The sequence below is a fragment of the Ruegeria sp. CI1 genome, assembly GCF_056536925.1.
Map to the genome: position 1 here is coordinate 73,145 of NZ_JBQFQP010000007.1, position 26,742 is coordinate 99,886.

The following is a 26,742-nucleotide window of genomic DNA, read 5'->3' on the forward strand; positions in this document are numbered from 1 at the left end:
CCCGGATCCGGGGCCTAGATGGGGAGAAGGGACCTGATTCAGGTCCGGGGCTGCGGGGAAGATTCCTGTTTGCCGTGGGCATAGTTGGACGGACCAGTCCGGCGGAAATCTTCCCGGAAATGCGTTGGCTCGGGGCCGTTCGCACCCGGCAGAGCATCGGCCAGATAAACCCCGACCACCTTGCCGGTTTGCTGTTCGGCATCGAGCAGGCGCAATTGCGCGTGGGCTTCGTCGGTGATCAGCTCTGCTTCGGACAACTCGCGCGACCAGCGGTCGTCCTCGGTCAGATAAACGACGTCGCCTTCCAGCAGATCATTGGCGGTGACGATTTTGGGCGTGAATGCGCGGGCCATCAGGTAAACTCCTTGTTAAAAATCCGTCACGTCCCGACCCGCGACAAGCGGTCGGGGGGCTGTCAAAATCAGGGTGTCCATGTTGGCGTACGTCGTGGGCATTGGTAGTCCGTGCGATGTGTTTGACTTGCTCTGCAATATAGGAAATATTCCCGCTAATTCGCCATACGGGCGAAGAAATAAGGACGCATGTTCCAGCTTGATAAGAAAACGGAACATTGGTTTCGAATATGGGGAAAAACAGGAATGACGATGCGCCTGGACGACACGGATCGAAAAATTTTGGCCGAGCTGCAACGCGATGCCAGCCAGTCTCTGGACGAAATCGCCAGCCGCGTGGGCAGTTCCAAGACCCCGGTCTGGAATCGAATCCGCAAGCTCAAAAGCGCGGGCGTGATCGGGCAGCAGACGGTTTTGCTGGATGCCGAGGCGCTGGGGTTCGAAGCCACGTTCTTTGTACTCATCCGCACCTCCGAGCATGAGGCCGAATGGCAGAAACGGTTTCTGCAAGCCTTGCGAGATCGCCCCGAAGTGCAGGAGGCCCACCGTCTGGCAGGCGACATCGACTATATCCTCAAGGTCAGGGTGAAAAACGCCCGCGCATATGACGCTTTCTATCAGGCCTTGATTTCGGAAGTGCGCGTGCACAACGTCACCGCGTTGTTGTCGATGGAAGAGATCAAGTCCACCACGATGCTGCCGCTTGACGCGCTGTCAGATGGCTGAGGTCGCCAACTAACACCGGACCATCAGCGACTCGAGTCCGTGGAAATGATAGCTGTTGGAATACCTTGGCTTTCCAACAAGGTGCAGGCCGGGGCAGCGTTCGAACAGGATCGGCAGCGCGATCCGCATTTCCAGCCGCGCCAGTGGTGCGCCGACGCAGAAATGCAGGCCTGCGCCAAAGCTGGTGTTGGTCTGGATCTGCCGCGACGGATCGAACAGCTCGGGCTGCTGCCACATCGCCGGATCGTGGTTCGCGGCGCCCAGCAGCAGCGCCACCTGATCGCCACGTTGGAACCGATGGCCGCAGACTTCGACCGGTTCATAGGCATAGCGCGTGAACATATGCAGCGGTGGATCGAACCGCAGTATTTCCTCGACCGTTCGGTCGATCGCGCCTGGCGCAAGAACCGTCGGATCGGTTCCGGTTTCCAGCAAGGTTTTCACACCGTTGCCTAGTGCGTGAACCGTTGCCTCATGGCCGGCATTCAGCAACAGTATGCAGGTCGCGATCAATTCGTCGGTCGACAGCCGCTCGCCCTCTTCCTCGGCGGAGATGAGCCGCGTGATCAGATCGTCGCGCGGGTCCGAGCGGCGCTGCCCGACATAGTCCCGCAGAAAATCGGTGAACTCCTGCGCCGCTCGCGCCGCCGTCTCTTCCGTTTCACGTGTCCGGCTGGCCTGGTACATCGCCACCATCGCGTGCGACCAATGCAGCAGCTGCGGCGCCATAGCTTCGGGTACCCCCAGCAGGCGGCAGATGGTGATAACCGGCACCTGGGTGCAATAGGCCTGCAACAAATCGAAAGGCCCATCTGGAAACCTGTCCGCCAGATCATGACACAGCGCTTCGATGTCGGGGGCCAGCGCCGCGATCGCGCGCGAGGTAAAGGCCCGCAGAACCAGCGCCCGCAGGCGGGTATGCCGGGGCGGCTCGGCCTCCAGCAGGCTGTGCGCCTCGACGGCCAGCCAGGGCGCAAGATGTGACGGACCCGCGGTGGCGAGTTCGACAGGAATCTCGCGCCCGAACCGCCGGTCGCGCAACAGGCCGTGAACAAGGTCATAACTCAGCGCAGCGGGCTTGCCATAGTCGGCCCAGTATACAAGCGGCCCCTCGGCCCGTGCGGCCTGATAGACCGGATAGGGGTTCTGGACAAAACCGGGTTCGGTCGGGTTCTGGTGCAGCGTCTTCATCGGCTGCACACTTGCCATGAGGCGCTGTGAATGCAAGACCCTAGAACATGCAAAGAGTCCTGATCATTCTTGGTTTCCTGTGCGCCGTCGGGCTGCTGTCCGTCGGGGTCTGGACATATGGGTATCGTCAGGCATTGTCTCAGCTCAGTGAAAAGGCCGAAGCTGATCTTGAACTTGCCGCTGACCGGCTGACCACGCAAATGCAGGTCTATCAGGAACTGGCGGTGTTGATGGCCGATCACCCCGTCTTGCGAAGGCTCGAAACGCCAGCGCAACAACAGGCGGCGCAGGCCATGCTGCTGGATGTGGCCGACAAGACCGCCGCGGAAAACATGATGTATATTGATCGGAATGGGCGGGTGCTGGCCGCGGCGCAGCCGGTCGAGCAAGACAGCATGGCCGAGCACCCCGCCTTCAAGCGGGCCATGCAGGGTGCGCTGGGCAGTGCGCATGGGTTTCTGCCGGCCAGCGGCGACAGGTTCTATACCTATGTCGCACCTGCCTTCGGCCCTTCGGGGCAGGTCGAGGGCGCGCTGATGGTCGATGCCGATGTGCAGGATGTCGAGCAGACCTGGCGTGGCAGCACCGAGACGGTGTTCTTCATCGACGCGGACGGGATCGTCTTTATTTCAAACCGGTCCGACCTGCTGTTCTGGCGTCGCGACGACGGGCAACCGGGGCTGACACCGCCGGGAGGAGAGCCTGTTGATTTCGCCTCCACGCGGGTTGGCGGGCATGAGATATGGAAGCTGAACTGGGCCCGCTATCTGCCCGGTCGCGCCTTGCATCTGACGCTTGATCTGCCTGTGATCGACATGACCGCCGAAGTGCTGGTGGATGTGGGGCCGGCCCGACGACTGGCGACGTTGCAGGCGGCGGCGGTGGCGGCCATCTGCCTGGCGTTCGGCGCGATGCTTTATCTTGCCACCGAACGCCGCCGGACGCTGGCAGAGGCAAATCTGGTTCTGGAAAGCCGGGTGGCGCAACGTACCCGTGCGCTGACGGCGGCCAACACCGCCCTGCGCCGCGAGGTTGTCGAGCGGCAAGAGGCCGAGGCCGCGCTGAAACGTGCCCAGGCGGATCTGGTGCAGGCGGGCAAGCTCAGCGCTCTGGGGCAGATGTCGGCGGGGATCAGCCACGAGCTCAACCAGCCGCTGATGGCAATTCAGCAGTTTGCCGACAATGGCGCGGCGTTTCTGGAACGTGGCAAGGATGAGCGGGCCAGTGAAAATCTGGGCCGCATCTCGCAGATGGCGGCGCGCATGGCGCGGATCATCAAGAATCTGCGCGCCTTTGCCCGCAACGAAAGCGAGCCGATGGGCAAGGTCGATCTGGTGCAGGTGCTAAACACCGCCGTTGAACTGACCGAGGCTCGCCTGCGGGCTGACGCCGTGACGCTGGACTGGCAGCCGCCCGACGCGCCGGTTCTGGCCTGGGGCGGCGAGGTGCGGTTGGTGCAGGTTTTCGTCAATCTCATCAACAACGCCGCCGACGCCATGTCCGGGCATCCAGACAAGCACATCTCGATCACCTTTGCGACCGGCGACCGGCTTTCGGTTTCGGTGCGCGATACCGGTCCGGGCATCAAGGACCCGGAACGGATATTCGAGCCATTCTACACCACCAAGGCGGTCGGTACCTCAGAAGGCATGGGGCTGGGCCTGTCGATTTCCTATGGTTTGGTGCAGAGTTTCGGCGGTGAGATCAAAGGCGCGAATACGCCGGATGGCGCCGAATTCACGGTCGAACTGGACCATTATCGCGAGGAACAGGCCGCATGATCCGCAAGGTTCTTTTGGTGGATGACGATGCGGCGGTGCGCGAGGCGCTGGGTCAGACGCTGGAGCTGGCGGATTACGAAGCTATAACAGCCAGTTCCTTTGTTGCCGCCAAGGATCATATCCGCCCGGATTTTCCCGGTGTGATCCTGTCCGATATCCGCATGCCCGGGCGCGACGGGTTTCACCTGTTGGGATATGCGCAAGGCATCGACCCGGACTTGCCGGTGATCCTGCTGACCGGCGAGGGCGACATTCCGATGGCGGTTCAGGCGATGGGGCAGGGGGCATTCGACTTTCTCGAAAAACCCTGCGCTTCTGCCGATCTTCTGGACGTTCTGGAACGGGCTTTCGATATCAGGTCGGCCGTACTGGAAGACCGGGCGCTGAAACGGCAACTGGAAAGCGGCGACCCGGCGGCGCGGATGCTCTTTGGCGTGTCGGCCCAGGCCGAAGCGCTGCGGGAAAAGGTTCGCAGCGTTGCGCCAACAAGGGCCGAGGTGCTGGTAACCGGCCCGCCGGGCAGCGGCATTTCAAAGGTGGCCGAAGTCATTCACCTGATGTCGCCCTCGGCTCAGGGACCTTTCGTGAAGCGGCCCGCCTCCGGTCTGGATGCCGAGGAGTTTTCCCGGCTTTGCAATGATGCGGCTGGCGGGTCGATTTATCTTGACGAGGTTTCCGCCATGCCCGAAGCGACCCAATACGCCGTTCTGGAACGGCTGGAGCAGGGGGCGGGACTGCGCGTTCTGGCCGGAACCACCAGCGATCTGGCCAATCTTGCCGCCGGCGGCAAGTTCAATCCGGACCTGTTCTATCGCCTTGATGTGATGCGCGTTCGCATTCCGTCGCTGTCCGAACGTCCCGAAGATATCCCGGTGATTTTTCGCCACTATGTCGGGCAGGCCGCCGAACAGGCCGGCATCCCGGAACCTGAAATCAGCCAGGATCATCTGGCCGGGTTGATGGCGCAGGACTGGCCAGGCAATGCGCGCTCGCTCATGTCGGCGGCCATGCGGTTTGTTCTGGGAATGCCCGAAGATGTCGCGCAGGCATCTGACCTTGGGCTGACCGAACAGATGGCAAGGGTGGAGCGCAGCCTTTTGACGGCGGCACTTGGACGGCATAACGGCAGGGCGGCCGAAGCGGCGAAGGCGCTGAAACTTCCAAGAAAGACATTTTACGACAAGCTCGCCAAATATGGCATTCGTCCCGACGCTTACCGCCGCTGACGGCGTCGGAAAATGGTCCGACACACCTGCCGGGGAAGACTGTTCAAGTCGACCCTTGGCGTATTCCCGACTTGACTGAACCGCAGACCTGCCCGTTACTGAAGGTCAAGGGAGGCCAGAATGGGAAAAAAGTCAAAGTCCGAATTGGCGGCCGAAGCCAAGGAAGTGTCCGGCATCATCGCGGCAGCCCGAAAGATCAGGCACAACTTTGCCCTGTTTCATGGGCCGGACGACCTGATCTTCAAAGCGCATAAGTCCAAGAACAAGTCCGCGCTCAGAAAGATGGCCAAGGACGATGGCGCCGGTGCAAAAGGCGCCGTGGGCGCGCTCGAAGTTGACGGGAAGATTGCCGACCTGATTGTCGAAGACCCCGACTCGACGCCAGCGAACTTTGCCAAGACCTTTCGCAAATATCTCAGCGCTCGTGGCATCAAGATGAAAGTGCGCTTGCTGTCCGAGACGGGCGATGTCATCGACGACGGCGACGAAGAGGACACAGGCAAACCGGATGCGCCCGCAGAACTTGGCGACGACATCGAGAAGGTGCTGGAAAAGATCGCCAGCCATTTCGATGCAATGAAGGTGCCTCTCGTGCGCAGCCTGAATTCTGCGCCTCCCGATCATCGCGAAAAGATGGCCAAGGTGGCTGCCCTCTATAAAAAGGCAATGACCGCAAAAAGCCCGGATAACGCGGTCAAGGCGCTGACTGCGTTGCGGAAACTGGTCATGTCCACACCGTCGGCGGTGCGGCTGTCCGACTGCCTGAAATCCGCTGGCGAGGATCCGAAGGAACTCGGAAAACTGGACGGGATGGTCAAATCCTGCGCGGCACGCGTCAAGGCTGAACCGGAATTCATGGATCAGGCCTTTCCCGAAATGCGTGACATGCGAAAGGCATTGAAAAGTGCGCTGTCCAGGAAACCACCACCCGACAACGCGACCGAACTTCAGGCGATCAAAGACGAGATGGATGCGCTGTTTTTCGATCACGTGGACAAGCCGCCCAAGGCGCATGGCCCAGAATGCCATGGGCCGGGATTGTCGATCCAAAACCAGGAAGACCGGATATTAAAGAAAAAGAACCCGCGCACCGGAAAAAAGTTCAAGGGCAAACCGGTTCACAAGGCCTCGAACTTCACCGACAAGGGCGCCTATGTCGACAGCCAGATGGCCTTGCGGACACAGGCGTTGGCGCATATCGAAACCAACAAGATTTCGCCACCGCCGAAAGGGGCTCAACCCGTCAGGTTGGTACCGCCGATGGAAGCAAAGCTGGTTGATGTCCTTGGCGCGCAATGGAAAAACTACGTTCAAGGGGTCAAGCGCAAGAAGAAGAAAGGTCAGCCCGACACCTGCATAGACGCAACCTGGGGTCCCAACAGCACGTGCAAGGCGATCTATGACCTTTTGGACGACGGAACCTTGCGATTGGTGACGCTTTATCCCAATCCGGTCGCATGACGGGGCGGACAGGAAGACCGGCAATGAAACCTGAAGACGGAGACTCAAGACATGGCTGACCGCGATCCCATGCAGGTACTGAATGACATGGCCGGTGGGTATCTGAATCCCCAGGCCTACGACCTGGAGGACCTGAAGGCGTTTCTTGAAGAGGCGCACAATGCCGAAGCTGCACAAAAGTTCAAATCCGCCCTGGCCGAGACCGTGAACGGAAATGGCATGAGCCGAGCGGCATGGGAACAAACGACGGACGACGAGTTCGATGATGACGAGGAATGGCAAGCCTATCTGGCGTCTGTTCAGGCGTTCCTGTTCAACGGTGGACCCTATCCCTTTCCCGATGACGACGAAGAATGAATTCAAGACAGGCAAGCGCATGGAATTCAGATCGTGACCATCGATCCCGAGATCTGTCAGTGGTGATCGAACGCAATCTCCGGTCACGCTCAGGATAATGTTTGGCGGCACAGTTGGGCCGCACTTCCGCAACAAGCGAATCAAGTTGTGCGAAATCCCGCACTAGGGCCGCCGAGAGAGTGCGGATTTCCGCACACGATTCGCCTCGCCCACAACGACATCCCGCGGACGGGCTATTTACCCTGTTGTAAAAAATAGAAAAAAATAAGAAGGGGGCAAGGTTTCACAAATCGTTGAGCCAAGCTTCATGATTCGCTTCACTCCCTCACAGCGGCGTCTGTCCGGCGTCCGACAGAGATTTTACTGAACTTCGGGAGGAGTAGAGAAATGAAATTCCTGACTACCGCAGCCACCGCCCTGGCGCTGTCCGTCACCGCCACCGCAGGTTTTGCCGCCTGTGATGACGGTGAAATCGTGGTCAAATTTGCCCACGTCACCAACACCGACAAGCACCCCAAGGGGATTGCAGCCTCGCTGCTGGCCGATCGGGTGAACGAAGAGATGAATGGCGTCATGTGCATGGAGGTGTTCCCCAACTCGACGCTCTACAATGACGATCAGGTCCTCGAAGCGATGCTGCAGGGCAACGTCCAACTGGCGGCCCCCTCGCTGTCCAAGTTCGAAGCCTTCACCAAGCAATTCCAGATTTTCGATCTGCCTTTCATGTTCAAGAACATCGAGGCCGTCGACGCATTCCAGAAATCCGACACCGGTCAGGCGATGAAAGAGTCGATGACACGCCGCGGATTGCTGGGACTGGAATTCTGGCATAACGGCATGAAACAGATGTCGGCCAAGAAACCTCTGATGACGCCGCAAGACGCCCAGGGTCTCAAGTTCCGCGTACAGCCCTCGGACGTGATCGTTGCCCAGATGGAAGCGCTGGGTGCCTCGCCGCAGCCGATGGCCTTTTCCGAAGTCTATGGCGCGCTGCAGACCGGCGTTGTCGACGGGCAGGAAAACACCTGGTCAAACATCTATGGCCAGAAATTCTTTGAGGTTCAGGACGGTATCACCGAAACCAACCATGGCATCATCGACTATCTGGTCGTGACGTCGGTGGACTGGATCGACAGCCTTGATCCGGCGGTGCGCGAGCAGTTCACGACGATCCTGAGTGAAGTGTCTGATGAGCGCAACTCCGCCGTGGGCGAAGTTGATGCAAGCGCCCGCCAGTCGGTTCTGGATGCCGGTGGCGTGATCCGTGAACTGACGCCCGAACAGCGTCAGGACTGGGTCGACACGATGAAACCTGTCTGGGACAAGTTCGAGGCCGGGATCGGCGCCGACAACATTGCCAAGGCGCAGGAATTCAACGCCTCAAGCTGATGCGACGATCTGGGCGGCCCGCGATGCGGGCTGCCCTTCCTGACGCTTCGAACGAAACGCATCTTGCTCCCGGAGAGAGATCATGTCCCGTCCGTCGCATGACACGGCTGGCCAGTCGGTTTCCACACTTGGCCGCGTGATCAACAACATCGAGGAGACCGGTATCGCGGTCATTCTCGGGCTGATGACAATACTGACCTTCATCAACGTGGTGCTGCGCTACGTGTTCAACAGTTCCCTGATCTGGGGACTCGAAGTCGTCCTGATCCTGTTCGCCTGGCTGGTGATCTTCGGTATCAGTTACTGCGTGAAAATCACCGCGCATCTTGGCGTCGATGTGGTCATCAACCTTCTGAAACCCGGTGGGAGGCGCATTCTGGCGCTGGTTTCAGGCGCTTGCTGCATTGCTTATGCGATGCTTTTGCTCAAAGGGTCGTGGGATTACTGGGCGCCGTTTGCGGCATTGCAGCCAACCGAAGGCCGCTGGTTCCCGCTGGGCTTTACCGAAGGCGTTCGGGACCGGGCATTCTATGTAACCGATCAGGTTCCGATGCTGGGCATCTTTCGCTGGCTGGAACCATTGATCAACTATGGCGATACCTACGAAAAGCTGCCGCGGGTCATCCCCTATTTCGTTCTGCCTTTCGGGTCGGCGCTGCTGCTGTTGCGGTTCGTGCAGGCGTTCATTGGCGTTGCCACGGGAGCCCGTGAAAGTCTGATCGTCAGTCACGAAGCTGAAGACGCCGTGGCCGAAGCCGCAGCACAGAACAAGGAATAAACCGATGGATGTTGTCATTCTGTTTGCAATGGTCATTGGTTTTTTGCTGATTGGCGTGCCGATCGCTATTTCGCTGGGCCTCAGCTCGATCATCTTTCTTCTGGCCTTCTCCGATACGTCGCTGGCCTCGATTGCGCAAAGCCTCTATCAGGCGATGGCGGGGCACTACACGCTGTTGGCAATCCCTTTCTTCATCCTTGCGTCCAGCTTCATGTCCACCGGCGGCGTGGCCAAACGCATCATCCGCTTCTCAATCGCTTGTGTCGGGCATCTGCGCGGCGGATTGGCGATTGCGGGCGTGTTTGCCTGTATGCTGTTTGCGGCGCTGTCCGGGTCCTCGCCGGCTACCGTTGTTGCCATCGGCACTATCGTGATCGCGGCCATGCGGCAGGCCGGGTATACCCGCGAATTTGCTGCGGGCGTGATCTGTAACGCCGGTACGCTGGGCATCCTGATCCCGCCCTCGATTGTCATGGTGGTCTATGCTTCGGCCACCGATGTCAGCGTGGGGCGGATGTTCCTTGCCGGGGTCATCCCAGGCGTTCTCGCCGGTCTGATGCTGATGGTCACCATCTATATCATGGCAGTCCTGCGCGGCATGCCCAAGGGCGAATGGCAGGGATGGGGAGAGGTCTGGGCATCCTTCCGCGACGCGTTCTGGGGATTGATGCTGATCGTCATCATCATGGTGGGTATCTACGGCATCCCCGGCGTCACCGGCGCGATCTTCACGCCTACCGAAGCTGCAGCCGTCGCGTCTGTCTATGCCTTCATCATTGCGATGTTCGTCTATCGTGACATCGGCCCGCTGCGCCCGCGCGAGGCACGCAGTCTTTCCGCTGCGGCGGTGACCGAGGGACTGCCCGAGTCAAAGCCGCTGTCGCTTTTTGACAAGCCTCAAGCCCTGATCACGGCGTTCTTCCACAGCGACACCAAGCACACGCTGTTCGATGCGGCCAAGCTGACCGTCACGCTGATGTTCATCATCGCGAACGCGCTGATCCTCAAGCATGTGCTGACGGATGAACAGATACCTCAGGCCATCGCGGGGTCGATGCTGAACGCCGGTTTCGGCCCGGTGATGTTCCTGGTGATCGTCAACGTGATCCTGCTGATCGGCGGTCAGTTCATGGAGCCCTCTGGCCTGATCGTCATCGTGGCGCCGCTGGTCTTTCCGATTGCCATCGAACTGGGCATCGACCCGATCCATCTGGGCATCATCATGGTGGTCAACATGGAAATCGGCATGATCACGCCGCCAGTGGGCCTGAACCTCTTCGTCACTTCCGGCGTGGCGGGGATGCCGATGATGAGCGTGGTGCGCGCGGCGCTTCCCTTCCTCGCCGTGCTCTTCGTGTTCCTGATCATGGTGACCTATATCCCCTGGCTTTCGACACTCTTGCCGACTGCGCTCATGGGGCCGGAAATCATCGTGAAATAACACAAAACCGGACTGCTGAACAAAGCCGGGCCTGATCCAGGCCCGGTTTTCACGGTCTCGCTGATCACGGCAATGTCATCGGAGGAAGACACCGGATGTTTGCCGTTGGCGAAATCCGTGTCAGGATGGCGCCATGCGCCCCAGTCTTACGACGCCCTCATGAAACGCCGCCTTGCCGCCATAATGGCCGCGGATGTCGTCGGGTTTTCGACCCTCATGAGTGCAGACGAAGACACAACCCTTTCCGCCCTTCGTGCGCACCGGGCCGAGGTGTTCGACCCCGAGGTCGAACGCTACGGTGGGCGGATCGTCAAGCTCATGGGAGACGGGGCGCTTGTCGAATTCGGCTCGGTGGTCGACGCCATCGAGTGCAGCCGTTCAATCCAAACCACTCTTCACGCCGGGGACGGGCCGATCAATCTTCGCATCGGCGTGAACATGGGCGACGTGATTGCCGACGGCGATGACATATATGGCGACGGGGTCAACATTGCTGCGCGGCTCGAAACCCTGGCCGATCCCGGCGGCGTGTGCATCACGGCGTCAGTTGCGGCCATGCTCGGCCAGGATGTTCGCGGACAATTCACCGACATGGGACCGCAGCAGATCAAGGGAAAAACGCGCCCGGTCGAGATCTGCAAATGGCACCCCTCAGGCACGGTTCAGGACGGGGAACCGCAGCGTCGGATCGACCGGCCAGCCATTGCCGTTCTGCCCTTCGCCAATATCGGTGGCGATCCCGAGCAGGAATACTTCGCCGACGGCCTGACCGAAGATATCATCATTGCGCTGACCCATTGGCGCACTTTCCCCGTCATCGCGCGCCATTCCTGTTTTCAGTACAAGGGGCGCGACGTGAACCTTCGCGATATCGGTCGCGAACTGGGCGCGACCTATGTGCTGGAAGGCAGTATTCGCAAGGCCGGACCCCGCGTGCGTGTGAGCGTGCTGTTGGTCGATTGTGCCACGGAACGTCACATCTGGGCCGAAAAATATGACCGCGACCTGTCCGACATCTTCGTGGTGCAGGATGAAATCGTGCAGAACATCGCCGCCCATATCGCGCCTGAACTCGTGGTGGCGGAGGCCAATCGTTCTTCCGGCCGCCGTGCCGAAGACCTCGAGGCGTGGGAAATGTGCATGCGTGCGTTGCCTTTGGTTCGACGCCGCACCGCCGAAGGGGTCGCCGAAGGGAGGAAGCTGTACCAGGAAGCCATCGAGCTGCGCCCTGACTTTGCCGAGGCCCACGCAGGGCTGGCAATGTCCTATAACATCGAGATGCTGACTGGGATGACCAGCGACCGCGCGGAAACCGCCATGCGCGCCATGAACGCCGCCAATCGGGCCATCGAATGCGACGAGGCATCCTCCTTTGCGCATCATGAACTCAGCACCGCATTCCAGTGGCTGGGAAGGTTCGATGATGCCCTGGCCGAAGCCCGGATCGCCGTCGATCTCAATCCCAACGATGCATATGCCCTGCACGCGCTGGGCAACAAATCCGATCTGGCGGGCGAACCGGATGGGATAGGGCTGATGCAAAAGGCGCAAAGGCTCAATCCTGCGGATGCCAGTCTGCATTCGCATCTGACATTCCTGGCCCGGGCACATGCCAACAGCAGCAATTTTCACGCTGCAGTGGACTGTGCCCGTCGCGCCCTGCGCCGGCAACCGGATTACGCGCCAGCCTTGTTCATCCTTGCGATTTCACTCTCCTTGCTTGAAAGGCTCGAAGAGGCGCGAGAGGCGCTGGACCGGTGCGAGGCGGTTCAGCCCGGTTTTGTCAAATCCCGGCAGAACTGGCAGCCATACAGCGATCCGGCCAGCAATGCGCGGCTGCGCGAGGGCATTCAAAAACTGGTAGGCGATGTGATCGACGGTTAGGTTTGACAGGCCTGCAAGCCATATACCCCTGAGCGCAGCGGAAAGTCTCAGATTGCTTCCAGTGCTGCGATGATTGGCGAGAAATCCGCCGCTTTCAGGCTTGCCCCACCCACCAAAGCGCCATCCACGTTCGGAACACCAAAAATGTCAGCCGCGTTGCCTGGTTTGACCGAGCCGCCATACAACAGCCGCACCGACCGCCCCACACCCGCGCCGAACCTGCGTTCCAGCCGCGTGCGGATGAAATCGTGCACCTCCCCGATCTGTTCCAGCGTCGGCACCTTGCCGGTGCCGATGGCCCAGATCGGTTCATAGGCCACCACAAGGTTTTCACCGGTCGCCTGATCCGGGATCGACCCCGACATCTGCCCCGCGATGATATCCAGCGTGTTGGCAGCCTCGCGCTGCGCCAGGCTTTCACCCAGACAGATCACCGCCGTCAGTCCGGCCTCCATCGCGGCGCGGGCCTTGGCCCGGACGGCTTCGTTGTCTTCCTCATGATCCTCGCGCCGCTCGGAATGGCCGACGATCACCGCTGTCGCGCCGGCGTCCCTAAGCATGTCGGCGCTGATATCGCCGGTATGCGCGCCCGAGGCGGCGGCGTGGCAATCCTGCCCGCCTACGGCAATGGCCGATCCGGCAAGTGTCTGGGCAGAGCGCGCAAGCAATGTCGCCGGAGGACAGATCAGGATGTCGACACCGGGGGCAGGGTGGGCCCGCGCCAGCGCCTCCAATTCGGCCAGCGACGCACCGGTGCCGTTCATTTTCCAGTTGCCCGCCGCCAGTTTACGCCGCATTCATCCGTCCCCGTCTTCTTGTCAAAACTTGGCCTTGGGGATAGCACCGGCGCGCACGGGTGACAATTGCCGCCATGCATCGGCGACAACGGCTGAAATCAACGCAAAATGAAATGCGTTCAGCGCTGCGGCAGGCTTTCATCGAACTTGATCGATTCCCCGCAACCGCAGGCGTCGACGACGTTCGGGTTCTTGAATTTGAACCCGGATTCCAACAACGAGACTTCATAATCGATCTCGGTCCCGAACAGGAACATCTGCGCCATCGGCGCGATCAGCACCCGCGCGCCGTCCTGTTCGACCACCTCGTCATGCGCCTCGGCTTCGTCGACATAGTCCATGGTATATTCCATGCCCGCGCAGCCGCCCTTTTTGACGCCGATGCGCAAACCTGCATGGCCGCCCTTTTCCATCAGGCGGTTGATCTGGGCTGCGGCCCGTGGGGTCATGGTCACGGCCTGCTTGCCGGGAATGCCGAACATTGCGGTCTCCGATTGTCGCGCGTCTTCCTCAATTTAGTGGCGCGGGCAACAAGGCTCAAGAGACTGCCGCAGAAATGATTCATTCCGTGTTCAGGATAAGCGATCAGAGAATTCCACCGCAGATCAGCGGAAGATGTATCCAGGCAGGAATACGATACCGAACGACATGGCCAACAGCACGATGACCGGCCAATAGGCCAGCATTGTGAACACCTCAAAGGTGAAACCGACATATTGCGCGCCACGGTTGAAATACGATGTGCTGGCGGGCTTCAATGCCGGATAGCGCGACATCACGGCCTGAAACGAATAGGAAACCATGCGGACGACCAGCATGTACAGGCCGAAGGTGACGACGAATATGACGCCATAAATCGTGAGTGGAACCAACGGCGGACCTACCTTTCACACCTTGCAGCACGCCCGGATTCACGTTTTCCTTTTACGTGCTGGCCGAGGAGGCGAGGCGAAAGCCCCTGCGCGGCCAACCGGATGCCGAACGGATACGACTGAAGATCGACAGCCCCCTTTTGCGATCATTGAGAGAAAGCTAACCGCTTGGTCACCTATTTCGCCAGAAAAAAGGGACACAATTTTGCCTTAAAATTGCCCAAATATCCATCAACAGGGACAATGATGTTGATTTGGCGCTAGAGTTTCCATTCGGGAAACAAAGGGGTTGGCAGTTGCCCACGCCGTGAACCTGACCGCGAATTCTCACTTGGAGTTTCCTGACCGATTCGCGGCATTGGAAATGGCAGAAAAAAAACGGACCGCCCCGGGCAGAGCGGTCCTCAGAACAGGGTCGCAATCCTTGGGGGGATGAACCAAAACGGAAAGACCCCACCGGCACGGCCAAAGCGTGACCGCCGACAGATTGGCAGTTGATTGTAACGGGTCTAAAACAAAGACGTAACAATATTGCTACGCCTCGGTAAGTTCCTGGATCTTCCGGTCAGTTACATAAAGCCAAGCTCAAGCCGGGCTTCGTCCGACATCATCTCCATGCCCCAGGGCGGCTCCCATGTCAGCTCCACGTCCACGCTTTTCACCCCCGGAACCGGCTCGATCGCGTCCACCAGCCATCCCGGCATGTCTCCGGCCACCGGACAGCCCGGCGCGGTCAGCGTCATGATGACCTTGACGTCATTCTCGGCATTGATGTCGACGGTATAGATCAGGCCAAGCTCATAGATGTTGACCGGGATTTCCGGGTCATAGACCGTCCGGCAAGCTTCCACGACCGGTTCGTAAAGCGGATGGTCAACGGAAGAGGGCGCAATCAGCGGCGCGCCTTCAAGCGGTTCGGTGGCGTGGGTCATCTGATCCTCGGGTCGGTTACCTGAGCAATTATATAGGGAAATCGGCAACCAGCGTCCAGAGGGGGCGGGGAAGTTCGGCCAATGGTGCGCTCATGTGTCCAACGCGATCCACAAAAAACCGTCGTCAACATGGGTCGCAAAGGTCTGCAAGGGTTTGCGGTTCTTTGAAATATCGCCCAGAAACTCCATGCCTTCGGATGTCCCGTCATCGTTCAGCAACTCGCACCACACGATGACCTCGCCGCTGGCCAGGTCGAACCGACTGTGATGCCAGCGGCAGACCACCTCGTCATCCCGCGCTTCGCTTTCGTCCGGGCGCAGCCGGTCGGGATCGTCCAGGTTCTGGCGGCGGTTGAACAGCGGCAGGTTGATATGCGGACAGGCGTTGTTGAACGCATAGAAGTTTTCGCCGCGGCGCAGGATCGCAAGGTCAAGCCTGGAAAACTCGACGATCCGAGTCTCACCATCCTTGATCGAGTCGACCTCGAAAACCCGCGTCCAGTTGCGACCGGCAAAACGCATCGTCTCACGGTCCGAGGTCGCATTCATTCGGGCCGCCGCTTGCGGCTTTAACTCGGAGATTTCGTAAAGGGTGGTGCGTTGCGACGTTCCGGGCAGCCTCACACGCACAAAATCGGTGGTTTCGACGCTCTCCTTGACCTGGTCGTGCAGCGCCTCCGACACCAGAAACCGGGTTCCGGCTTCCTTGTTGGCGCTCTCCACGCGGCTGGCCACATTCACCACGTCGCCAATCGCGGTCAGCCGCGCACTGCCGACCGATCCAACCGATCCGATGACCGCCTCGCCCCAGTGCAATCCGATCCGGGCGTCAAAATCGATGTCATACATGCTTTTGAAAAAGGGCTTCATCCGGTCGATCGCCGTCAGGCATTGCAATGCGGCGTTGACCGCGCGCAGGGGCGCTTCATTCTGATCGTCGATCCCGAAAATCGCCATCATTCCGTCGCCGACGAACTTGTCGACATAGCCGGAGTTGCTCTCGATGATCTCGCCCATCTGGGCGAAATAGCGGTTCAGCAGATGCATGACGTCATAGGGCATCAGGCTTTCGGATATGCCGGTAAACCCTTCGATATCCGAAAAAAACACCGCCACGTTCTTCAATTCCCCGACCTTGCGCTCGCCGCGCGCGTCAAGCTGGCTGGTCAGCATGATGTCGGTCTCATCCAGAACCAGCCGCCGAAACGAAATATCGCCAGAGGGGCGCAGCTGGCACGACAGGCGCACATGCGGGTCCAGCCCAAGCTGATCGGCCAGTTTTTGCTCCGGTTCCGACCGCTCGGGGCAATGTTCCAATCCGTCCAGAACCCAAATCCGGCAGGTTGAACATTTCGCCTTTCCGCCGCAGACATGGGTCAAAGGCAAATCAGCCCGCTTCGCCGCCTCCAGCAGGCTCTCGCCATCCCGGCACTCAAAGGACAGGTCGTCCGGATAGGATCGCAATATCGGCATGCGGTGGGCTTTCCGGGTTCATTCGCCGTGGTCTGTTTCACCAATCTAACACGGCCAAACCAGAAAGCGGAAAGATTTCGCAGGCCACGTGCAGCGCTAAACCAGAAGGAGAACTGGAAAAAAATCTATGCAAATGCTACAATAACCCCATTGTTTTGAGGGTTTGAGCCATGCGCGTGTTTTTTCTTTTGATGGTGATGGCATTCCTGTCACCGTCTCTCCTCTCGCATTTCGCCCTCGCCCAGTCGGAGGACGATTACTCGCGCGATGAGGAAGAAGAGGAACAGCATAGTGGCGACAGCGGCGGCGGCGGCGGTGGTGAAACCGGCGGTGGCGGATGGGGTGGCTGCACGTACTGTGGCACTTCGGGCGGCGGTTGGAGCACCTATGGCTATTCCAACAGCAATTCCAACGGCTACGTGATTGTTCCGAAAAGCCGTGGGTCGCTTCAAATCACGCCGGTTCAACCTGCAACCCCATCGAGGCCCGCCACTGCCGTGCCGGATACCGCAGTCGCCGCTCTGCGTCCGCCTTCCGATCAGGGCCGGGCCACCCGAATTTTTGCGGGGCCAGGCATGTTCCCGCCCGAGCATTTTGCCGCTTATGCGATTATCTCGTTCAAATCCAAGCCCCTGCCGCAGGATCGCGACCGGTTTCTCAATGTATGTCGTGGCTATGTTGCGGCCATCCTTGCCTATTCCGAGGTCGAACAGCCACTGGATCGCCAGCTCGTTACTGTATGGCCAGTCAATCAGGACTACGTTGCCGTCGAGGCAATGGCGCAAAGCGATGAAGAAGGGTGCGCCAAGGCCGTGGATGACTATGGGCTGGCCACGTCGCTGAAGGCGCTCAACGATGCCCGCGCCGCGCTGACCGAGTCGGATATCGGCACATTGCAAGGCCACCGAGGGCCGTTCGTTCTGGCGTGGAGCCCCACGCATCAGAAAGGCGCTTCGGACGCCCTGATCCTGCGCATGGACCTGTCCGACGTTGAAACCGCCACGCAGGCGCGCGAGAAATTCGAAGCCTGGCGGGACGAGATCGAGGCCAAGCAGGATCTCTGGATTGATGGCTGGAAAGAGGACAGCCTGTCCGACACAATCGGCAACTGGGCGGACAGATGGGGCAACGAGATCCTGTCTTTCCTCGGAAAGGACTGACGCGATGGATTGGCTGTCTTACGGGGCCTGGGGGGCTTTCGGCCTGCTTGCCGGTATCGGGTTGGTCAGCTGGGCCGCGCCCGACACAAACGCGGGCGTTGGTCTGCTGCTGGTGATCTGTCTCGCGGTGAGTCTGGTGATCCGGGGGCTTTGGAAATGGGGTACCGCCAAACCCAAGGCCGAGGAAGAGCCCGAAGGCGAGGGGTGATACTGCATCGCCGGATGCCGTTGACGTCACGCCGCAAAAGCTATTCAGCCCACGTGCATTCGGGTGGTGGAGCAATCGCAGGCACTTCGCGCCAGCGGTCGGGGGCATATTGTTCCCAGGTGATCAACTGGTCCTGTGCCCTTTCCAGCCAGCCACGCCACATGCCAAAGAACTCCGCGTCGGACAACGGTCCGTTGTCGTCCCGATAGGTTTCGGCCCATCGCCACTGACAGGGGTCACCCATCCACTGCCTCAGTTCAGGCGGAACCTCCACCGACGCATCCAGAAACACGTTCCGCCAGTCGCTCTGCCGATCGAAAGCGGCGTCCGATACCAGCCAGGGCTGAATGAGATCGGAAAGCGGTTCGGCAAAATCGTTCTGGTAGGGGGCCGGTCCCAACGCATCCCAAAGGCGGATCAGATACAGGTGGAAATAGCCATAGACGGCCGCAACCAGGAACGGTGCGGCGTAAAAGAAAAGGCGTGTCGGAACCGAGACGTTGACAAGCGGAAGCTGCGTGGCCCGATCCACACCGTAAAAGTCGATGGCGTCCACCTGCATCAGGGTGAGGCCGACAAAAATCAGTGCGCCGAGCAACACGAACCAAGTGTTTCTGGCGTTACTTGTCAGTGCATTGATGCGGTCAATTTGATTTTCCATATCATCCTGACGGCACAAGCAACTTGGTCAAATGCCGACAGGATAACAGAATTTGGCAGATCCGGTTAGGGCTCAGCCGTTGATGTCGTCCTTGAACCGCTTTACTTGCCCATGGGGCAGGGCAAAGAGGCGGCGCAGGATCAGCCACGCGGCCAGCGACAGCACGGCAAAGATCAACAGTAGCACCGGCAACGAAATCGACAGGCCGGGAAGAACCAGCAGCAGACCGGTCACCGCTGCGCCGATGGCAAACCCCAGAAAGATGAACCCCGGCAACAGCACCTCGGCTATGGCCAGGATCAGCGCCCCGGCCAGCCAGATCCACCAGATGGACCAGAGCGGTTCGGTCATGCCTTGCCTCCTTTCAGCATCTTGAACGCATCGCCAAAGGCTTCCATTGCGTTGGCGGGCAGAACGATGGTCTGCTTGCCACTGCCATTGCCCAGCGCATTGAGCGCCTCGACCTGCTTCAGCGCCACCTGGTACTGCGCCGCCTCGATACCGTTCTCGCGGATTGCCTTTGCGACAACCTCGGTGGCATAGGCCTCGGCCTCGGCCTGAATGCGGCGGGCCTTGGCGGTCTGCTCGGCGGCATAAAGCTCGGCATCGGCGTTCAACTCGACGGCACGCTTCTGGCCCTCGGCCTTGGTCACTTCGGCGCGGCGGGCGCGTTCGGCGTTCAGCTGCTGCAACATTGCGTCGCGCGTCGCCTGATCCAGGTTCACGTCCAGAATTTCGGCCCGCGTCACTTCGATTCCCCAGTCATCGACCGCCGTCTTGACGCTTTCCTGGATGCGCGAGATCAGTTGGGCGCGGTTGGATTGCACCTCGTCCAGATCCATCTTGCCGATCTCGGCACGCACGATCCCCGCCACGGTCGTTGCAATGGCGGCATCGACATCACGGATGCGATAGACAGTCTTTTCCGGCTCCAGAATGCGGTAAAAAACCGAGGTGTCGATCTGCACCAGCACGTTGTCCTTTGTGATCGCATCCTGCGTCGCATTCGGCAGCTGGCGTTCCAGAATCGAAATCTTGTGCCGTGCAACGTCCAGAAACGGCACGATAAAGTTGATCCCCGGCCCAAGCACCGAATGCAGCCGCCCGAACCGTTCGATCACGTATTTCTCGGATTGCGGCACAATCTTGATGCCTTTGAAGATGATGATGACGACAAATATCGCCGCCAGAACGTAGATGATGTTCTGCGTAATAAGGCCAATGATCAGTTCTTCGGTCATATGTGTCCCTCAGTTTTTGTATACCGTGGTATGCATTTGGTGATTGAGTCGCAAAATTTCAATACTGGTAGGAGGAGAGCGTCTGGTGGCGCAAGTCACCATTCCTGCGAATTGGCGTCTCCATAAAAGCCATGTGACCGTTTTGCATCCGGCCTTTGCCCGCCTTGGCCGGTGCCAAAAGGCGATTCGGATGCGAACCGCTTGCAATGCCGGAGCCAATCAGGCAAAGCCTGCCCGGTTCAGCGATCCGGGGCAAAAGACATGACCGAGCGTTTTTCATTCGACCTGCACGCCACCGACGGCAAGGCCCGTACCGGTGTGATCCACACACCACGCGGCGAGATCCGTACACCAGCCTTCATGCCGGTCGGCACGGCAGCGACGGTCAAGGCGATGATGCCGGAAAGCGTGCGTCAGACCGGGGCCGACATCCTGCTGGGCAATACCTATCACCTGATGCTGCGCCCCACGGCGGAACGCATTGATCGTCTGGGCGGCCTGCACAAGTTCATGAACTGGGAACGCCCCATCCTGACCGACTCGGGCGGGTTTCAGGTCATGTCGCTGGCCGGGCTGCGCAAGCTGACCGAACAGGGCGTGACCTTCAAATCCCATATCGACGGCTCGAAACACGAACTGACCCCGGAACGGTCGATGGAAATCCAGCGACTGTTGGGATCGGATATCGTTATGTGTTTCGACGAATGCCCGGCATTGCCTGCCGACCGCGACCGCATTGCCGGGTCGATGCGGCTTTCCATGCGCTGGGCGGACCGGTCGCGCGAGGCGTTCGGTGACCGCCCCGGCCATGCCCTCTTTGGCATCATGCAGGGCGGGTTGGAACAGGACCTGCGCGAGGAAAGCGCCGAGGCGCTGAAACGGATCGGGTTCGACGGCTATGCCGTCGGTGGTCTGGCCGTAGGCGAGGGGCAGCAGGCGATGTTTGACTGCCTTGATTACGCCCCCGGTTTCCTGCCTGCAGACAAGCCCCGCTATCTGATGGGGGTGGGCAAGCCCGACGACATTGTCGGCGCCGTGGCGCGCGGCATCGACATGATGGATTGCGTTCTGCCGTCCCGCTCGGGCCGTACCGGGCAGGTGTTCACCCGGCACGGCGTTCTCAACATCAAGAATGCCCGCCACATGGATGATCCCCACCCGCTGGATGAAAACTGTTCCTGCCCCGCCTGCCGGAACTACTCCCGCGCTTACCTGCATCACGTGTTCCGCAGTCAGGAGATCATCAGCTCGATGCTGCTGACCTGGCACAACCTGCATTACTTCCAAGACATCATGCAGGGCATGCGAGACGCGATTGCGGCAGGCACGTTTGCGGCCTGGCAGGCGGGATTTCATTCCCAACGGGCACAGGGAGATATCGAGCCGCTGTGACCATTACGACGAACAGGCTAGCGAGAAAATAGCCCCTTTTTGGGCTTTGCGTTCAGGTCAACACCGCAATCTTCAAAAAAGGAGCGAACGTCAGCAGTCAACAACCCACGACCGCTGGCGTATTGGGGCAAATCAAAACCGCCGCCATAGTTGATCTCCACGACCACAGGGCCGGCATTCGTGATCGCGATGTCCGTTGATTGATACCGGATCGGCGCAAACAGTCGGGCGGCACGGTTATTGAATTCTATCAACTCTTTCCAGCAAGGCAGTTGTCGCCCAATAAGCCCCGGGATAGTGGGATGATCGTCCAGAAATTCGGTTTCCAGTCCACGCAGCGCGACTGTCCGAATTCGACCAGTGCCGACATCGACCTCGCAGGCAAGGTTGCCCGGCCTCCAGAAGGCATCCGCAATGTTATTCCCCTGGGGCATTTTGATGATGGCTATTGGGTTGTGGACACCTGAAGGTGATACGAGGTTTACCATCCGAACGGTTGCGAGAGCCGAGCAATAATCTGAAAAATCAGCATGATTTTTCAACTCCCGTTGAAGGACATACGCATTGTTGCCGACAAAGCTTTCAATGAATTCCGAATAGCTCATCGGGTCTTGACCGGTACAATGTATATGGTCGTGATCTGCATGTTCGATGCGGAACGCGCCGAAACTGACCATACCACCGACAACTTTTCCAAACAGCGTTTCGCTCGCGTGCTCCGACAACACGTTGCGCAATTCGTCGGCGGACGAAATCTTTTTTGTTTTCGGATAAATTCGGGAGGAAGAATCAAGCACAGCAATTGTTTCAGGAACTGGCACACCGCCCGCCGACAGTATGGTCGCTGCGAGGATCTTGTCTTCGGCTGCGCCTGCCCAGCTCTGATCATTGCATTTATGTGTGATCGGCCAATGCAAATCGTTGGAAATGAATCGCGAACGTTCTTCTTCAGAATACCTGTCTAAGTCGTATAAGCCGTTGCGGACATATTCTACGAGGTTGATGCGATTGGGCGATTTGGCGAGCTGTCGAAACTCGCGGTGGATTTTCAACGGAGAGCGTCCCGTTTTCCTTGCGGCATAGGTCAAAAGCTCTTTGTCACTGCTGTCCCGAGCCGAATAGTAGCTTTGTTTGTCCAATTCTGTTGCGGAAAGGGTGCTTTGCTGGTTCATGTTGCCTGCCTTTGTTTCCGAATCTGCTACAAACCGTTTTCCGCCAATATAGCCAGAGCGGATGGCCGAATTGTGGCAGCTCCCAGATGCGCGTTTCAGTGGACGCCAGGAAGTCTCAGGTAACGCGCCTTGTGAAAAAATCTGCCAGTTGGCGGGTATTGTGGCTTCGATGGCGTTTGCACTCTTGTGATCCCGGTCTCACGAAGGCAAGGTGAGGTCAAACACCAGGGCAGCGAGCTTGAAAAACATCAACCGCAGTACCAGATAAAAGCATCCAATGTGGAGACGGGCCAATGCCGCCGATTGCTGGGGCCGGGTCGTCTTGCCAAGAATAAGGATAGAGCATGCAAGAGCCTCTGAATTCCTCTTACCCCGTCCTGCCGCTGCGCGACATCGTGGTGTTTCCGCACATGATCGTGCCGCTTTTTGTCGGTCGCGACAAATCGGTCCGGGCGCTGGAAGAGGTGATGCAGGATGACAAACAGATCCTGCTGTCCAGCCAGATCGATCCCAGCGAGGACGATCCTGACACCGACGGCATCTATGATACCGGTGTGCTGGCCAATGTGCTGCAACTGCTGAAACTGCCCGACGGCACCGTCAAGGTTCTGGTCGAAGGGCAGGCACGGGTAAAGATCACCGAGTTCCTTGAAAACGAAAACTTTTTCGAGGCACGGGCTGAATATCTGACCGAAATCCCCGGCGATGTGACCACCACCCAGGCGCTGATCCGCACCGTCGCGGACGAGTTCGAGCGTTACGCCAAGGTGCGCAAGAACATCCCCGAAGAGGCGCTCTCGGCTGTGGGCGAGACCGCCGAACCCGCCAAACTGGCCGATCTGGTCGCGGGCCACCTGGGCATCGAGGTCGAACAAAAGCAGGACCTGCTGGAAACGCTGTCGGTCAGCGAGCGGCTGGAAAAGGTCTATGGTCTGATGCAGGGCGAAATGTCGGTTCTGCAGGTCGAGAAAAAGATCAAGACCCGCGTCAAATCCCAGATGGAGAAGACCCAGCGCGAATACTATCTGAATGAGCAGATGAAGGCCATTCAGAAGGAACTGGGTGACGGCGAGGACGGCAGCAACGAAGTGGCCGAGCTTGAGGCGAAGATCGCCGAAACCAAGCTGTCCAAGGAGGCCCTCGAAAAGGCCGAGGGCGAGCTGAAGAAGCTCAAGAACATGAGCCCGATGTCGGCCGAGGCCACCGTCGTGCGCAACTATCTCGACTGGATCTTGTCGCTGCCCTGGGGCACCAAGTCGCGCGTCAAGAAAGACCTTGGCCGTGCGCAGGAAGTCCTGGATGCCGATCACTATGGCCTTGAGAAGGTCAAGGAACGGATCGTCGAGTACCTCGCCGTGCAGCAACGGTCGAAGAAACTCAAGGGTCCGATCCTGTGTCTGGTCGGTCCTCCGGGCGTGGGCAAGACCTCGCTGGGCAAATCCGTCGCCAAGGCGACGGGGCGCGAGTTCATCCGCATCTCGCTGGGTGGGGTGCGCGACGAATCCGAGATCCGCGGTCACCGCCGCACCTATATCGGTTCGATGCCCGGCAAGATCATCCAGTCGCTGAAAAAGGCCAAAACCACGAACCCGCTCATCCTGCTCGACGAGATCGACAAGATGGGGCAGGACTTCCGTGGCGACCCGGCCTCGGCCATGCTCGAAGTGCTGGACCCGGAACAGAACAACACCTTTATGGATCACTATCTCGAGGTCGAATATGACCTGTCGAACGTGATGTTCCTGACCACGTCCAACAGCTACAACATGCCCGGGCCGCTGCTCGACCGGATGGAGATCATTCCGCTCGCCGGCTATACCGAGGATGAAAAGCGCGAAATCGCCAAACAGCACCTGATCTCGAAGCAGATCAAGAACCACGGGCTGAAAGCCAAGGAGTTCGAGCTGACCGACGAGGCGCTGACTGCGATCATTCGCACCTATACCCGCGAGGCGGGAGTGCGGAATCTGGAACGCGAGATTGCCAAGGTGGCGCGGAAATCGCTGACCAAGATCATCAAGAAAGAGGCCGACAGCGTCACCGTGACGCCCGACAACCTCAGCGACTTTCTTGGCGTGCCGAAATTCCGCTATGGCCTGGCCGAGCTTGAGGATCAGGTCGGTGTCGTCACCGGTCTGGCCTATACCTCGGTTGGTGGCGAGTTGCTGTCCATCGAGGCGCTGCGCCTGCCGGGCAAGGGCCGGATGAAGACCACCGGCAAGCTGGGCGACGTGATGAAGGAATCGATCGAGGCCGCGTCAAGCTATGTCCGGTCGATCTCGCCCAAGCTGGGCATCAAGCCGACGCAGTTCGACAAATGGGACATTCACGTGCACGTGCCTGACGGTGCCACGCCCAAGGACGGCCCCAGCGCCGGTCTTGCGATGGTCACGGCCATCGTGTCGGTGCTGACCGGCATTCCGGTGCGCAAGGACATTGCCATGACCGGCGAGGTCACCCTGCGCGGCAATGCCAGTGCCATCGGAGGTCTAAAGGAAAAGCTGCTGGCGGCCCTGCGCGGCGGCGTCAAGACGGTGCTGATCCCGCAAGAAAACGAAAAAGACCTGCCCGAGATCCCCGATAACGTGAAGGATGGGTTGACCATCATCCCGGTCAGCCATGTGTCCGAGGTCCTGAAACATGCTCTGGTCAGCCAGCCCGATCCCATCGAATGGGACGAGGCGGCGGAAGAGGCGGCCGCAGCCGCAGCAAAAACGGCCAGCGAGTCGGGACCATCCGCAACCGCTCACTAAGCGCGATCGCAAAACTTTGAAAAGGCGGGCATCGCGGCCCGCCTTTTTTTGCTTCCACTTCAGGAATTTCTACATTCCCAACTCCCACAGAAAGCTTCGCACCGCGACACCCGGCGCTGGCTGAAAAGTCGAAAGGTGTATCTGACGTATGCCCAGATTTACATTGGTGTTTGGATTATCTCATAGAATCAAGGAATTGCCGGTTTGAAAACCGTGGCATGGCCGTTGGCTTGCAATTTGGGAGGCACATTCAGGATTGGCCTCTTGCGAAGATCAGGAAGACGCTGTAATACCCGCGCCCATGGGTGATTAGCTCAGTGGTAGAGCGCTTCGTTCACATCGAAGATGTCAGGAGTTCAAATCTCTTATCACCCACCATCAAAACCTCGGTGAACAAGAGATTTCAGGTACGTGCGGAGTACCGAAGAGTCTCGACTTCAAAGTGACCCCGGCGCAGATAATGCGCCGGGGTTCGCTGTCTTACAGGCCAGGAAGCTTGTCCAGAACGCCGCGACGGCCAAAGGTGGTGCCGCGCGCATTGCCAAGGTTCATCCGAACGCCCACGCCGACATAGGCCTCGGTGTTGCTCAGGCCGAAAGCGTCGTAACGGGCAGTTCCCAACTCGCCGTAGATTTCAGCATTTTCGTTGAAGTGGTAGTTTGCACCGAACGAAAAGGTGCTGGCATCCAGAAAACCGGCGAAGTTGTCGATGTAGTCATAGTTCGCCGAAAGTTCCCATTCTTCGGTCACGAATCTCGCAACGGAGATGCCGAAAATGGTGCCGTCCGTGCCCGAGAAATCGCTCAGATCCTGGCGGCCCAGATATCCCTCGATGGCGACCGGACCCGCGTCGTATCCGGCCTCGATGCCGTAGAAGTCGATGTCCAACGAACCCGCGCCCGTCACATCCAGCGAGTCCTGACCATAGAACGCACCCAGTGACAGATCTTCGCTGGCGTGGTAGTTCGCGTGAAGCGTCACGTTGGTGCCGGTTTCATCGATCTCGCGGAAGCTGTAGCCGCCAAGATCCAGCTGCAGGCTGAACTGGCGCGAAAAGGCAAGCTCACCCGAACCGTTGAGGTTGTATTTGCTGCCGAGATCATTGTCGGTAAAAGTCGAATACCCCAGGTCGATATACCCGCCGGTAACTTCCACCGCATGCGCGGCACTCGCCAAAAAACCGGCTGCGAAGGCACCGGAAACAATAATGTTTTTCAAGATTCTGCTCCTGATTTTTTTATGTGGTCCGGTCCGGAAATTGGCCGGCTCCACTGTCGCCGAAATATCTGCAACGTTCGCGCTCAGGTAGCGGGCGCGCGCAAAAGTTCAGCTCTGTTGCGCGGCGAGCACGATCCATCGGGGCAGCGGTTGTACAAAATGGAATATCGGGGGTTTTGGTCTGTACATTTGGGACAACTCAACGAATTGCGCGTCTTCACAGATTGTCTGGGGGCCATCGAGGTCTGTCATCTGATTCCGGGGACACATCTTTTC

Annotated in this window: 25 protein-coding genes and 1 tRNA gene; 14 read left to right on the forward strand and 12 right to left on the reverse strand. The window is 59.1% G+C overall.

Annotation, left to right across the window (positions count from 1 at the left end; translation table 11 throughout):
* Positions 1-38: 38 nt before the first annotated feature.
* Positions 39-353 carry a DUF2849 domain-containing protein gene (locus ACR0LZ_RS10015; RefSeq protein ID WP_480749662.1) on the reverse strand — a complete coding sequence of 105 codons (315 nt, stop codon included), beginning with the start codon at positions 351-353 and terminating at the stop codon, positions 39-41.
* A 246-nt stretch (positions 354-599) separates the two neighbouring features.
* Between ACR0LZ_RS10015 and ACR0LZ_RS10020 the strand changes: the two genes are divergently transcribed.
* Positions 600-1,079 carry an Lrp/AsnC family transcriptional regulator gene (locus ACR0LZ_RS10020; protein WP_480749663.1) on the forward strand — a complete coding sequence of 160 codons (480 nt, stop codon included), beginning with the start codon at positions 600-602 and terminating at the stop codon, positions 1,077-1,079.
* Positions 1,080-1,088: 9 nt separating this feature from the next.
* On the opposite strand, the gene ACR0LZ_RS10025 is transcribed toward ACR0LZ_RS10020, so the two are convergent.
* Positions 1,089-2,270 (reverse strand): cytochrome P450, encoded by a 1,182-nt coding sequence (locus ACR0LZ_RS10025; protein ID WP_480749818.1) that lies wholly within the window; start codon positions 2,268-2,270, stop codon positions 1,089-1,091.
* A 47-nt stretch (positions 2,271-2,317) separates the two neighbouring features.
* Between ACR0LZ_RS10025 and ACR0LZ_RS10030 the strand changes: the two genes are divergently transcribed.
* The 8 genes from ACR0LZ_RS10030 to ACR0LZ_RS10065 all read left to right on the forward strand — a co-directional run bounded on the left by ACR0LZ_RS10030 (position 2,318) and on the right by ACR0LZ_RS10065 (position 12,587).
* Positions 2,318-4,051, forward strand: a complete 1,734-nt coding sequence (locus ACR0LZ_RS10030; RefSeq protein ID WP_480749664.1) for a sensor histidine kinase — start codon at positions 2,318-2,320, stop codon at positions 4,049-4,051.
* Complete coding sequence (locus ACR0LZ_RS10035; RefSeq protein WP_480749665.1) at positions 4,048-5,277, forward strand: sigma-54-dependent transcriptional regulator; 1,230 nt, start codon at positions 4,048-4,050, stop codon at positions 5,275-5,277. Before ACR0LZ_RS10030 ends, ACR0LZ_RS10035 begins: the two co-directional genes overlap by 4 nt.
* A gap of 120 nt (positions 5,278-5,397) precedes the next feature.
* A complete protein-coding gene (locus ACR0LZ_RS10040; RefSeq protein ID WP_480749666.1) occupies positions 5,398-6,738 on the forward strand; it encodes a hypothetical protein in 1,341 nt (446 codons plus the stop codon).
* 51 nt (positions 6,739-6,789) lie between these two features.
* Complete coding sequence (locus ACR0LZ_RS10045; protein ID WP_480749667.1) at positions 6,790-7,095, forward strand: hypothetical protein; 306 nt, start codon at positions 6,790-6,792, stop codon at positions 7,093-7,095.
* A gap of 387 nt (positions 7,096-7,482) precedes the next feature.
* A complete protein-coding gene (locus ACR0LZ_RS10050; protein ID WP_480749668.1) occupies positions 7,483-8,484 on the forward strand; it encodes a DctP family TRAP transporter solute-binding subunit in 1,002 nt (333 codons plus the stop codon).
* Positions 8,485-8,566: 82 nt separating this feature from the next.
* Positions 8,567-9,262 (forward strand): TRAP transporter small permease, encoded by a 696-nt coding sequence (locus ACR0LZ_RS10055; RefSeq protein WP_480749669.1) that lies wholly within the window; start codon positions 8,567-8,569, stop codon positions 9,260-9,262.
* A gap of 4 nt (positions 9,263-9,266) precedes the next feature.
* Positions 9,267-10,703 (forward strand): TRAP transporter large permease, encoded by a 1,437-nt coding sequence (locus ACR0LZ_RS10060; protein WP_480749670.1) that lies wholly within the window; start codon positions 9,267-9,269, stop codon positions 10,701-10,703.
* 159 nt (positions 10,704-10,862) lie between these two features.
* Entirely contained in the window at positions 10,863-12,587 is a 1,725-nt protein-coding gene (locus ACR0LZ_RS10065; RefSeq protein ID WP_480749671.1) for an adenylate/guanylate cyclase domain-containing protein, read from the forward strand.
* A gap of 47 nt (positions 12,588-12,634) precedes the next feature.
* On the opposite strand, the gene tpiA is transcribed toward ACR0LZ_RS10065, so the two are convergent.
* The 5 genes from tpiA to ACR0LZ_RS10090 all read right to left on the reverse strand — a co-directional run bounded on the left by tpiA (position 12,635) and on the right by ACR0LZ_RS10090 (position 16,661).
* Positions 12,635-13,384: a triose-phosphate isomerase gene (gene tpiA / locus ACR0LZ_RS10070; RefSeq protein WP_480749672.1), complete on the reverse strand. Its 750-nt coding sequence runs from the start codon at positions 13,382-13,384 to the stop codon at positions 12,635-12,637.
* 119 nt (positions 13,385-13,503) lie between these two features.
* On the reverse strand, positions 13,504-13,866 hold the full coding sequence (locus ACR0LZ_RS10075; protein WP_480749673.1) for a HesB/IscA family protein: 363 nt from the start codon (positions 13,864-13,866) through the stop codon (positions 13,504-13,506).
* A 123-nt stretch (positions 13,867-13,989) separates the two neighbouring features.
* On the reverse strand, positions 13,990-14,256 hold the full coding sequence (locus tag ACR0LZ_RS10080; RefSeq protein ID WP_480749674.1) for a hypothetical protein: 267 nt from the start codon (positions 14,254-14,256) through the stop codon (positions 13,990-13,992).
* Positions 14,257-14,825: 569 nt separating this feature from the next.
* Complete coding sequence (locus ACR0LZ_RS10085) at positions 14,826-15,188, reverse strand: SUF system Fe-S cluster assembly protein (RefSeq protein WP_480749675.1); 363 nt, start codon at positions 15,186-15,188, stop codon at positions 14,826-14,828.
* 90 nt (positions 15,189-15,278) lie between these two features.
* Positions 15,279-16,661, reverse strand: coding sequence for an adenylate/guanylate cyclase domain-containing protein (locus tag ACR0LZ_RS10090; RefSeq protein ID WP_480749676.1), 1,383 nt, complete (start codon positions 16,659-16,661; stop codon positions 15,279-15,281).
* Positions 16,662-16,831: 170 nt separating this feature from the next.
* Between ACR0LZ_RS10090 and ACR0LZ_RS10095 the strand changes: the two genes are divergently transcribed.
* On the forward strand, positions 16,832-17,821 hold the full coding sequence (locus ACR0LZ_RS10095; RefSeq protein ID WP_480749677.1) for a hypothetical protein: 990 nt from the start codon (positions 16,832-16,834) through the stop codon (positions 17,819-17,821).
* 4 nt (positions 17,822-17,825) lie between these two features.
* Complete coding sequence (locus ACR0LZ_RS10100) at positions 17,826-18,029, forward strand: hypothetical protein (protein WP_480749678.1); 204 nt, start codon at positions 17,826-17,828, stop codon at positions 18,027-18,029.
* Positions 18,030-18,069: 40 nt separating this feature from the next.
* Here ACR0LZ_RS10100 and ACR0LZ_RS10105 read toward each other — a convergent pair whose 3' ends face one another.
* The 3 genes from ACR0LZ_RS10105 to ACR0LZ_RS10115 form a co-directional block, all read right to left on the reverse strand.
* Positions 18,070-18,690 (reverse strand): hypothetical protein, encoded by a 621-nt coding sequence (locus tag ACR0LZ_RS10105; protein ID WP_480749679.1) that lies wholly within the window; start codon positions 18,688-18,690, stop codon positions 18,070-18,072.
* A 72-nt stretch (positions 18,691-18,762) separates the two neighbouring features.
* Positions 18,763-19,041, reverse strand: coding sequence for an NfeD family protein (locus ACR0LZ_RS10110; protein WP_480749680.1), 279 nt, complete (start codon positions 19,039-19,041; stop codon positions 18,763-18,765).
* The gene (locus ACR0LZ_RS10115) at positions 19,038-19,931 is read right to left on the reverse strand and encodes an SPFH domain-containing protein (RefSeq protein ID WP_480749681.1); all 894 of its coding nucleotides are present in this window, start codon (positions 19,929-19,931) and stop codon (positions 19,038-19,040) included. The genes ACR0LZ_RS10110 and ACR0LZ_RS10115 overlap by 4 nt, the downstream gene beginning before the upstream one ends.
* A 261-nt stretch (positions 19,932-20,192) precedes the next feature.
* On the opposite strand from ACR0LZ_RS10115, the gene tgt reads away from it, so the two are divergent.
* A complete protein-coding gene (gene tgt, locus ACR0LZ_RS10120) occupies positions 20,193-21,323 on the forward strand; it encodes a tRNA guanosine(34) transglycosylase Tgt (RefSeq protein WP_480749682.1) in 1,131 nt (376 codons plus the stop codon).
* Positions 21,324-21,340: 17 nt separating this feature from the next.
* Here tgt and ACR0LZ_RS10125 read toward each other — a convergent pair whose 3' ends face one another.
* The gene (locus ACR0LZ_RS10125) at positions 21,341-22,495 is read right to left on the reverse strand and encodes a sugar-transfer associated ATP-grasp domain-containing protein (RefSeq protein ID WP_480749683.1); all 1,155 of its coding nucleotides are present in this window, start codon (positions 22,493-22,495) and stop codon (positions 21,341-21,343) included.
* A gap of 344 nt (positions 22,496-22,839) precedes the next feature.
* On the opposite strand from ACR0LZ_RS10125, the gene lon reads away from it, so the two are divergent.
* Positions 22,840-25,248, forward strand: a complete 2,409-nt coding sequence (gene lon / locus ACR0LZ_RS10130; RefSeq protein ID WP_480749684.1) for an endopeptidase La — start codon at positions 22,840-22,842, stop codon at positions 25,246-25,248.
* Between the two features lie 303 nt (positions 25,249-25,551).
* Positions 25,552-25,626, forward strand: a tRNA-Val gene (locus ACR0LZ_RS10135).
* A gap of 102 nt (positions 25,627-25,728) precedes the next feature.
* On the opposite strand, the gene ACR0LZ_RS10140 is transcribed toward ACR0LZ_RS10135, so the two are convergent.
* Positions 25,729-26,466, reverse strand: a complete 738-nt coding sequence (locus tag ACR0LZ_RS10140; protein ID WP_480749685.1) for a porin — start codon at positions 26,464-26,466, stop codon at positions 25,729-25,731.
* Positions 26,467-26,742: the final 276 nt, after the last annotated feature.

Bases quoted from the DNA above. Each gene is read 5' to 3' on its own strand.
- ACR0LZ_RS10115 (WP_480749681.1), bottom strand. From the start codon at position 19,931: ATGACCGAAGAACTGATCATTGGCCTTATTACGCAGAACATCATCTAC.
- lon (WP_480749684.1), top strand. From the start codon at position 22,840: ATGCAAGAGCCTCTGAATTCCTCTTACCCCGTCCTGCCGCTGCGCGAC.
- ACR0LZ_RS10075 (WP_480749673.1), bottom strand. From the start codon at position 13,866: ATGTTCGGCATTCCCGGCAAGCAGGCCGTGACCATGACCCCACGGGCC.
- ACR0LZ_RS10065 (WP_480749671.1), top strand. From the start codon at position 10,863: ATGAAACGCCGCCTTGCCGCCATAATGGCCGCGGATGTCGTCGGGTTT.
- ACR0LZ_RS10090 (WP_480749676.1), bottom strand. From the start codon at position 16,661: ATGCCGATATTGCGATCCTATCCGGACGACCTGTCCTTTGAGTGCCGG.
- ACR0LZ_RS10060 (WP_480749670.1), top strand. From the start codon at position 9,267: ATGGATGTTGTCATTCTGTTTGCAATGGTCATTGGTTTTTTGCTGATT.
- ACR0LZ_RS10015 (WP_480749662.1), bottom strand. From the start codon at position 353: ATGGCCCGCGCATTCACGCCCAAAATCGTCACCGCCAATGATCTGCTG.
- ACR0LZ_RS10025 (WP_480749818.1), bottom strand. From the start codon at position 2,270: ATGAAGACGCTGCACCAGAACCCGACCGAACCCGGTTTTGTCCAGAAC.
- tpiA (WP_480749672.1), bottom strand. From the start codon at position 13,384: ATGCGGCGTAAACTGGCGGCGGGCAACTGGAAAATGAACGGCACCGGT.
- ACR0LZ_RS10040 (WP_480749666.1), top strand. From the start codon at position 5,398: ATGGGAAAAAAGTCAAAGTCCGAATTGGCGGCCGAAGCCAAGGAAGTG.
- ACR0LZ_RS10095 (WP_480749677.1), top strand. From the start codon at position 16,832: ATGCGCGTGTTTTTTCTTTTGATGGTGATGGCATTCCTGTCACCGTCT.
- ACR0LZ_RS10035 (WP_480749665.1), top strand. From the start codon at position 4,048: ATGATCCGCAAGGTTCTTTTGGTGGATGACGATGCGGCGGTGCGCGAG.
- ACR0LZ_RS10050 (WP_480749668.1), top strand. From the start codon at position 7,483: ATGAAATTCCTGACTACCGCAGCCACCGCCCTGGCGCTGTCCGTCACC.
- ACR0LZ_RS10100 (WP_480749678.1), top strand. From the start codon at position 17,826: ATGGATTGGCTGTCTTACGGGGCCTGGGGGGCTTTCGGCCTGCTTGCC.
- ACR0LZ_RS10125 (WP_480749683.1), bottom strand. From the start codon at position 22,495: ATGAACCAGCAAAGCACCCTTTCCGCAACAGAATTGGACAAACAAAGC.
- ACR0LZ_RS10105 (WP_480749679.1), bottom strand. From the start codon at position 18,690: ATGGAAAATCAAATTGACCGCATCAATGCACTGACAAGTAACGCCAGA.
- ACR0LZ_RS10030 (WP_480749664.1), top strand. From the start codon at position 2,318: ATGCAAAGAGTCCTGATCATTCTTGGTTTCCTGTGCGCCGTCGGGCTG.
- ACR0LZ_RS10020 (WP_480749663.1), top strand. From the start codon at position 600: ATGACGATGCGCCTGGACGACACGGATCGAAAAATTTTGGCCGAGCTG.
- ACR0LZ_RS10045 (WP_480749667.1), top strand. From the start codon at position 6,790: ATGGCTGACCGCGATCCCATGCAGGTACTGAATGACATGGCCGGTGGG.
- ACR0LZ_RS10055 (WP_480749669.1), top strand. From the start codon at position 8,567: ATGTCCCGTCCGTCGCATGACACGGCTGGCCAGTCGGTTTCCACACTT.
- ACR0LZ_RS10085 (WP_480749675.1), bottom strand. From the start codon at position 15,188: ATGACCCACGCCACCGAACCGCTTGAAGGCGCGCCGCTGATTGCGCCC.
- tgt (WP_480749682.1), top strand. From the start codon at position 20,193: ATGACCGAGCGTTTTTCATTCGACCTGCACGCCACCGACGGCAAGGCC.
- ACR0LZ_RS10110 (WP_480749680.1), bottom strand. From the start codon at position 19,041: ATGACCGAACCGCTCTGGTCCATCTGGTGGATCTGGCTGGCCGGGGCG.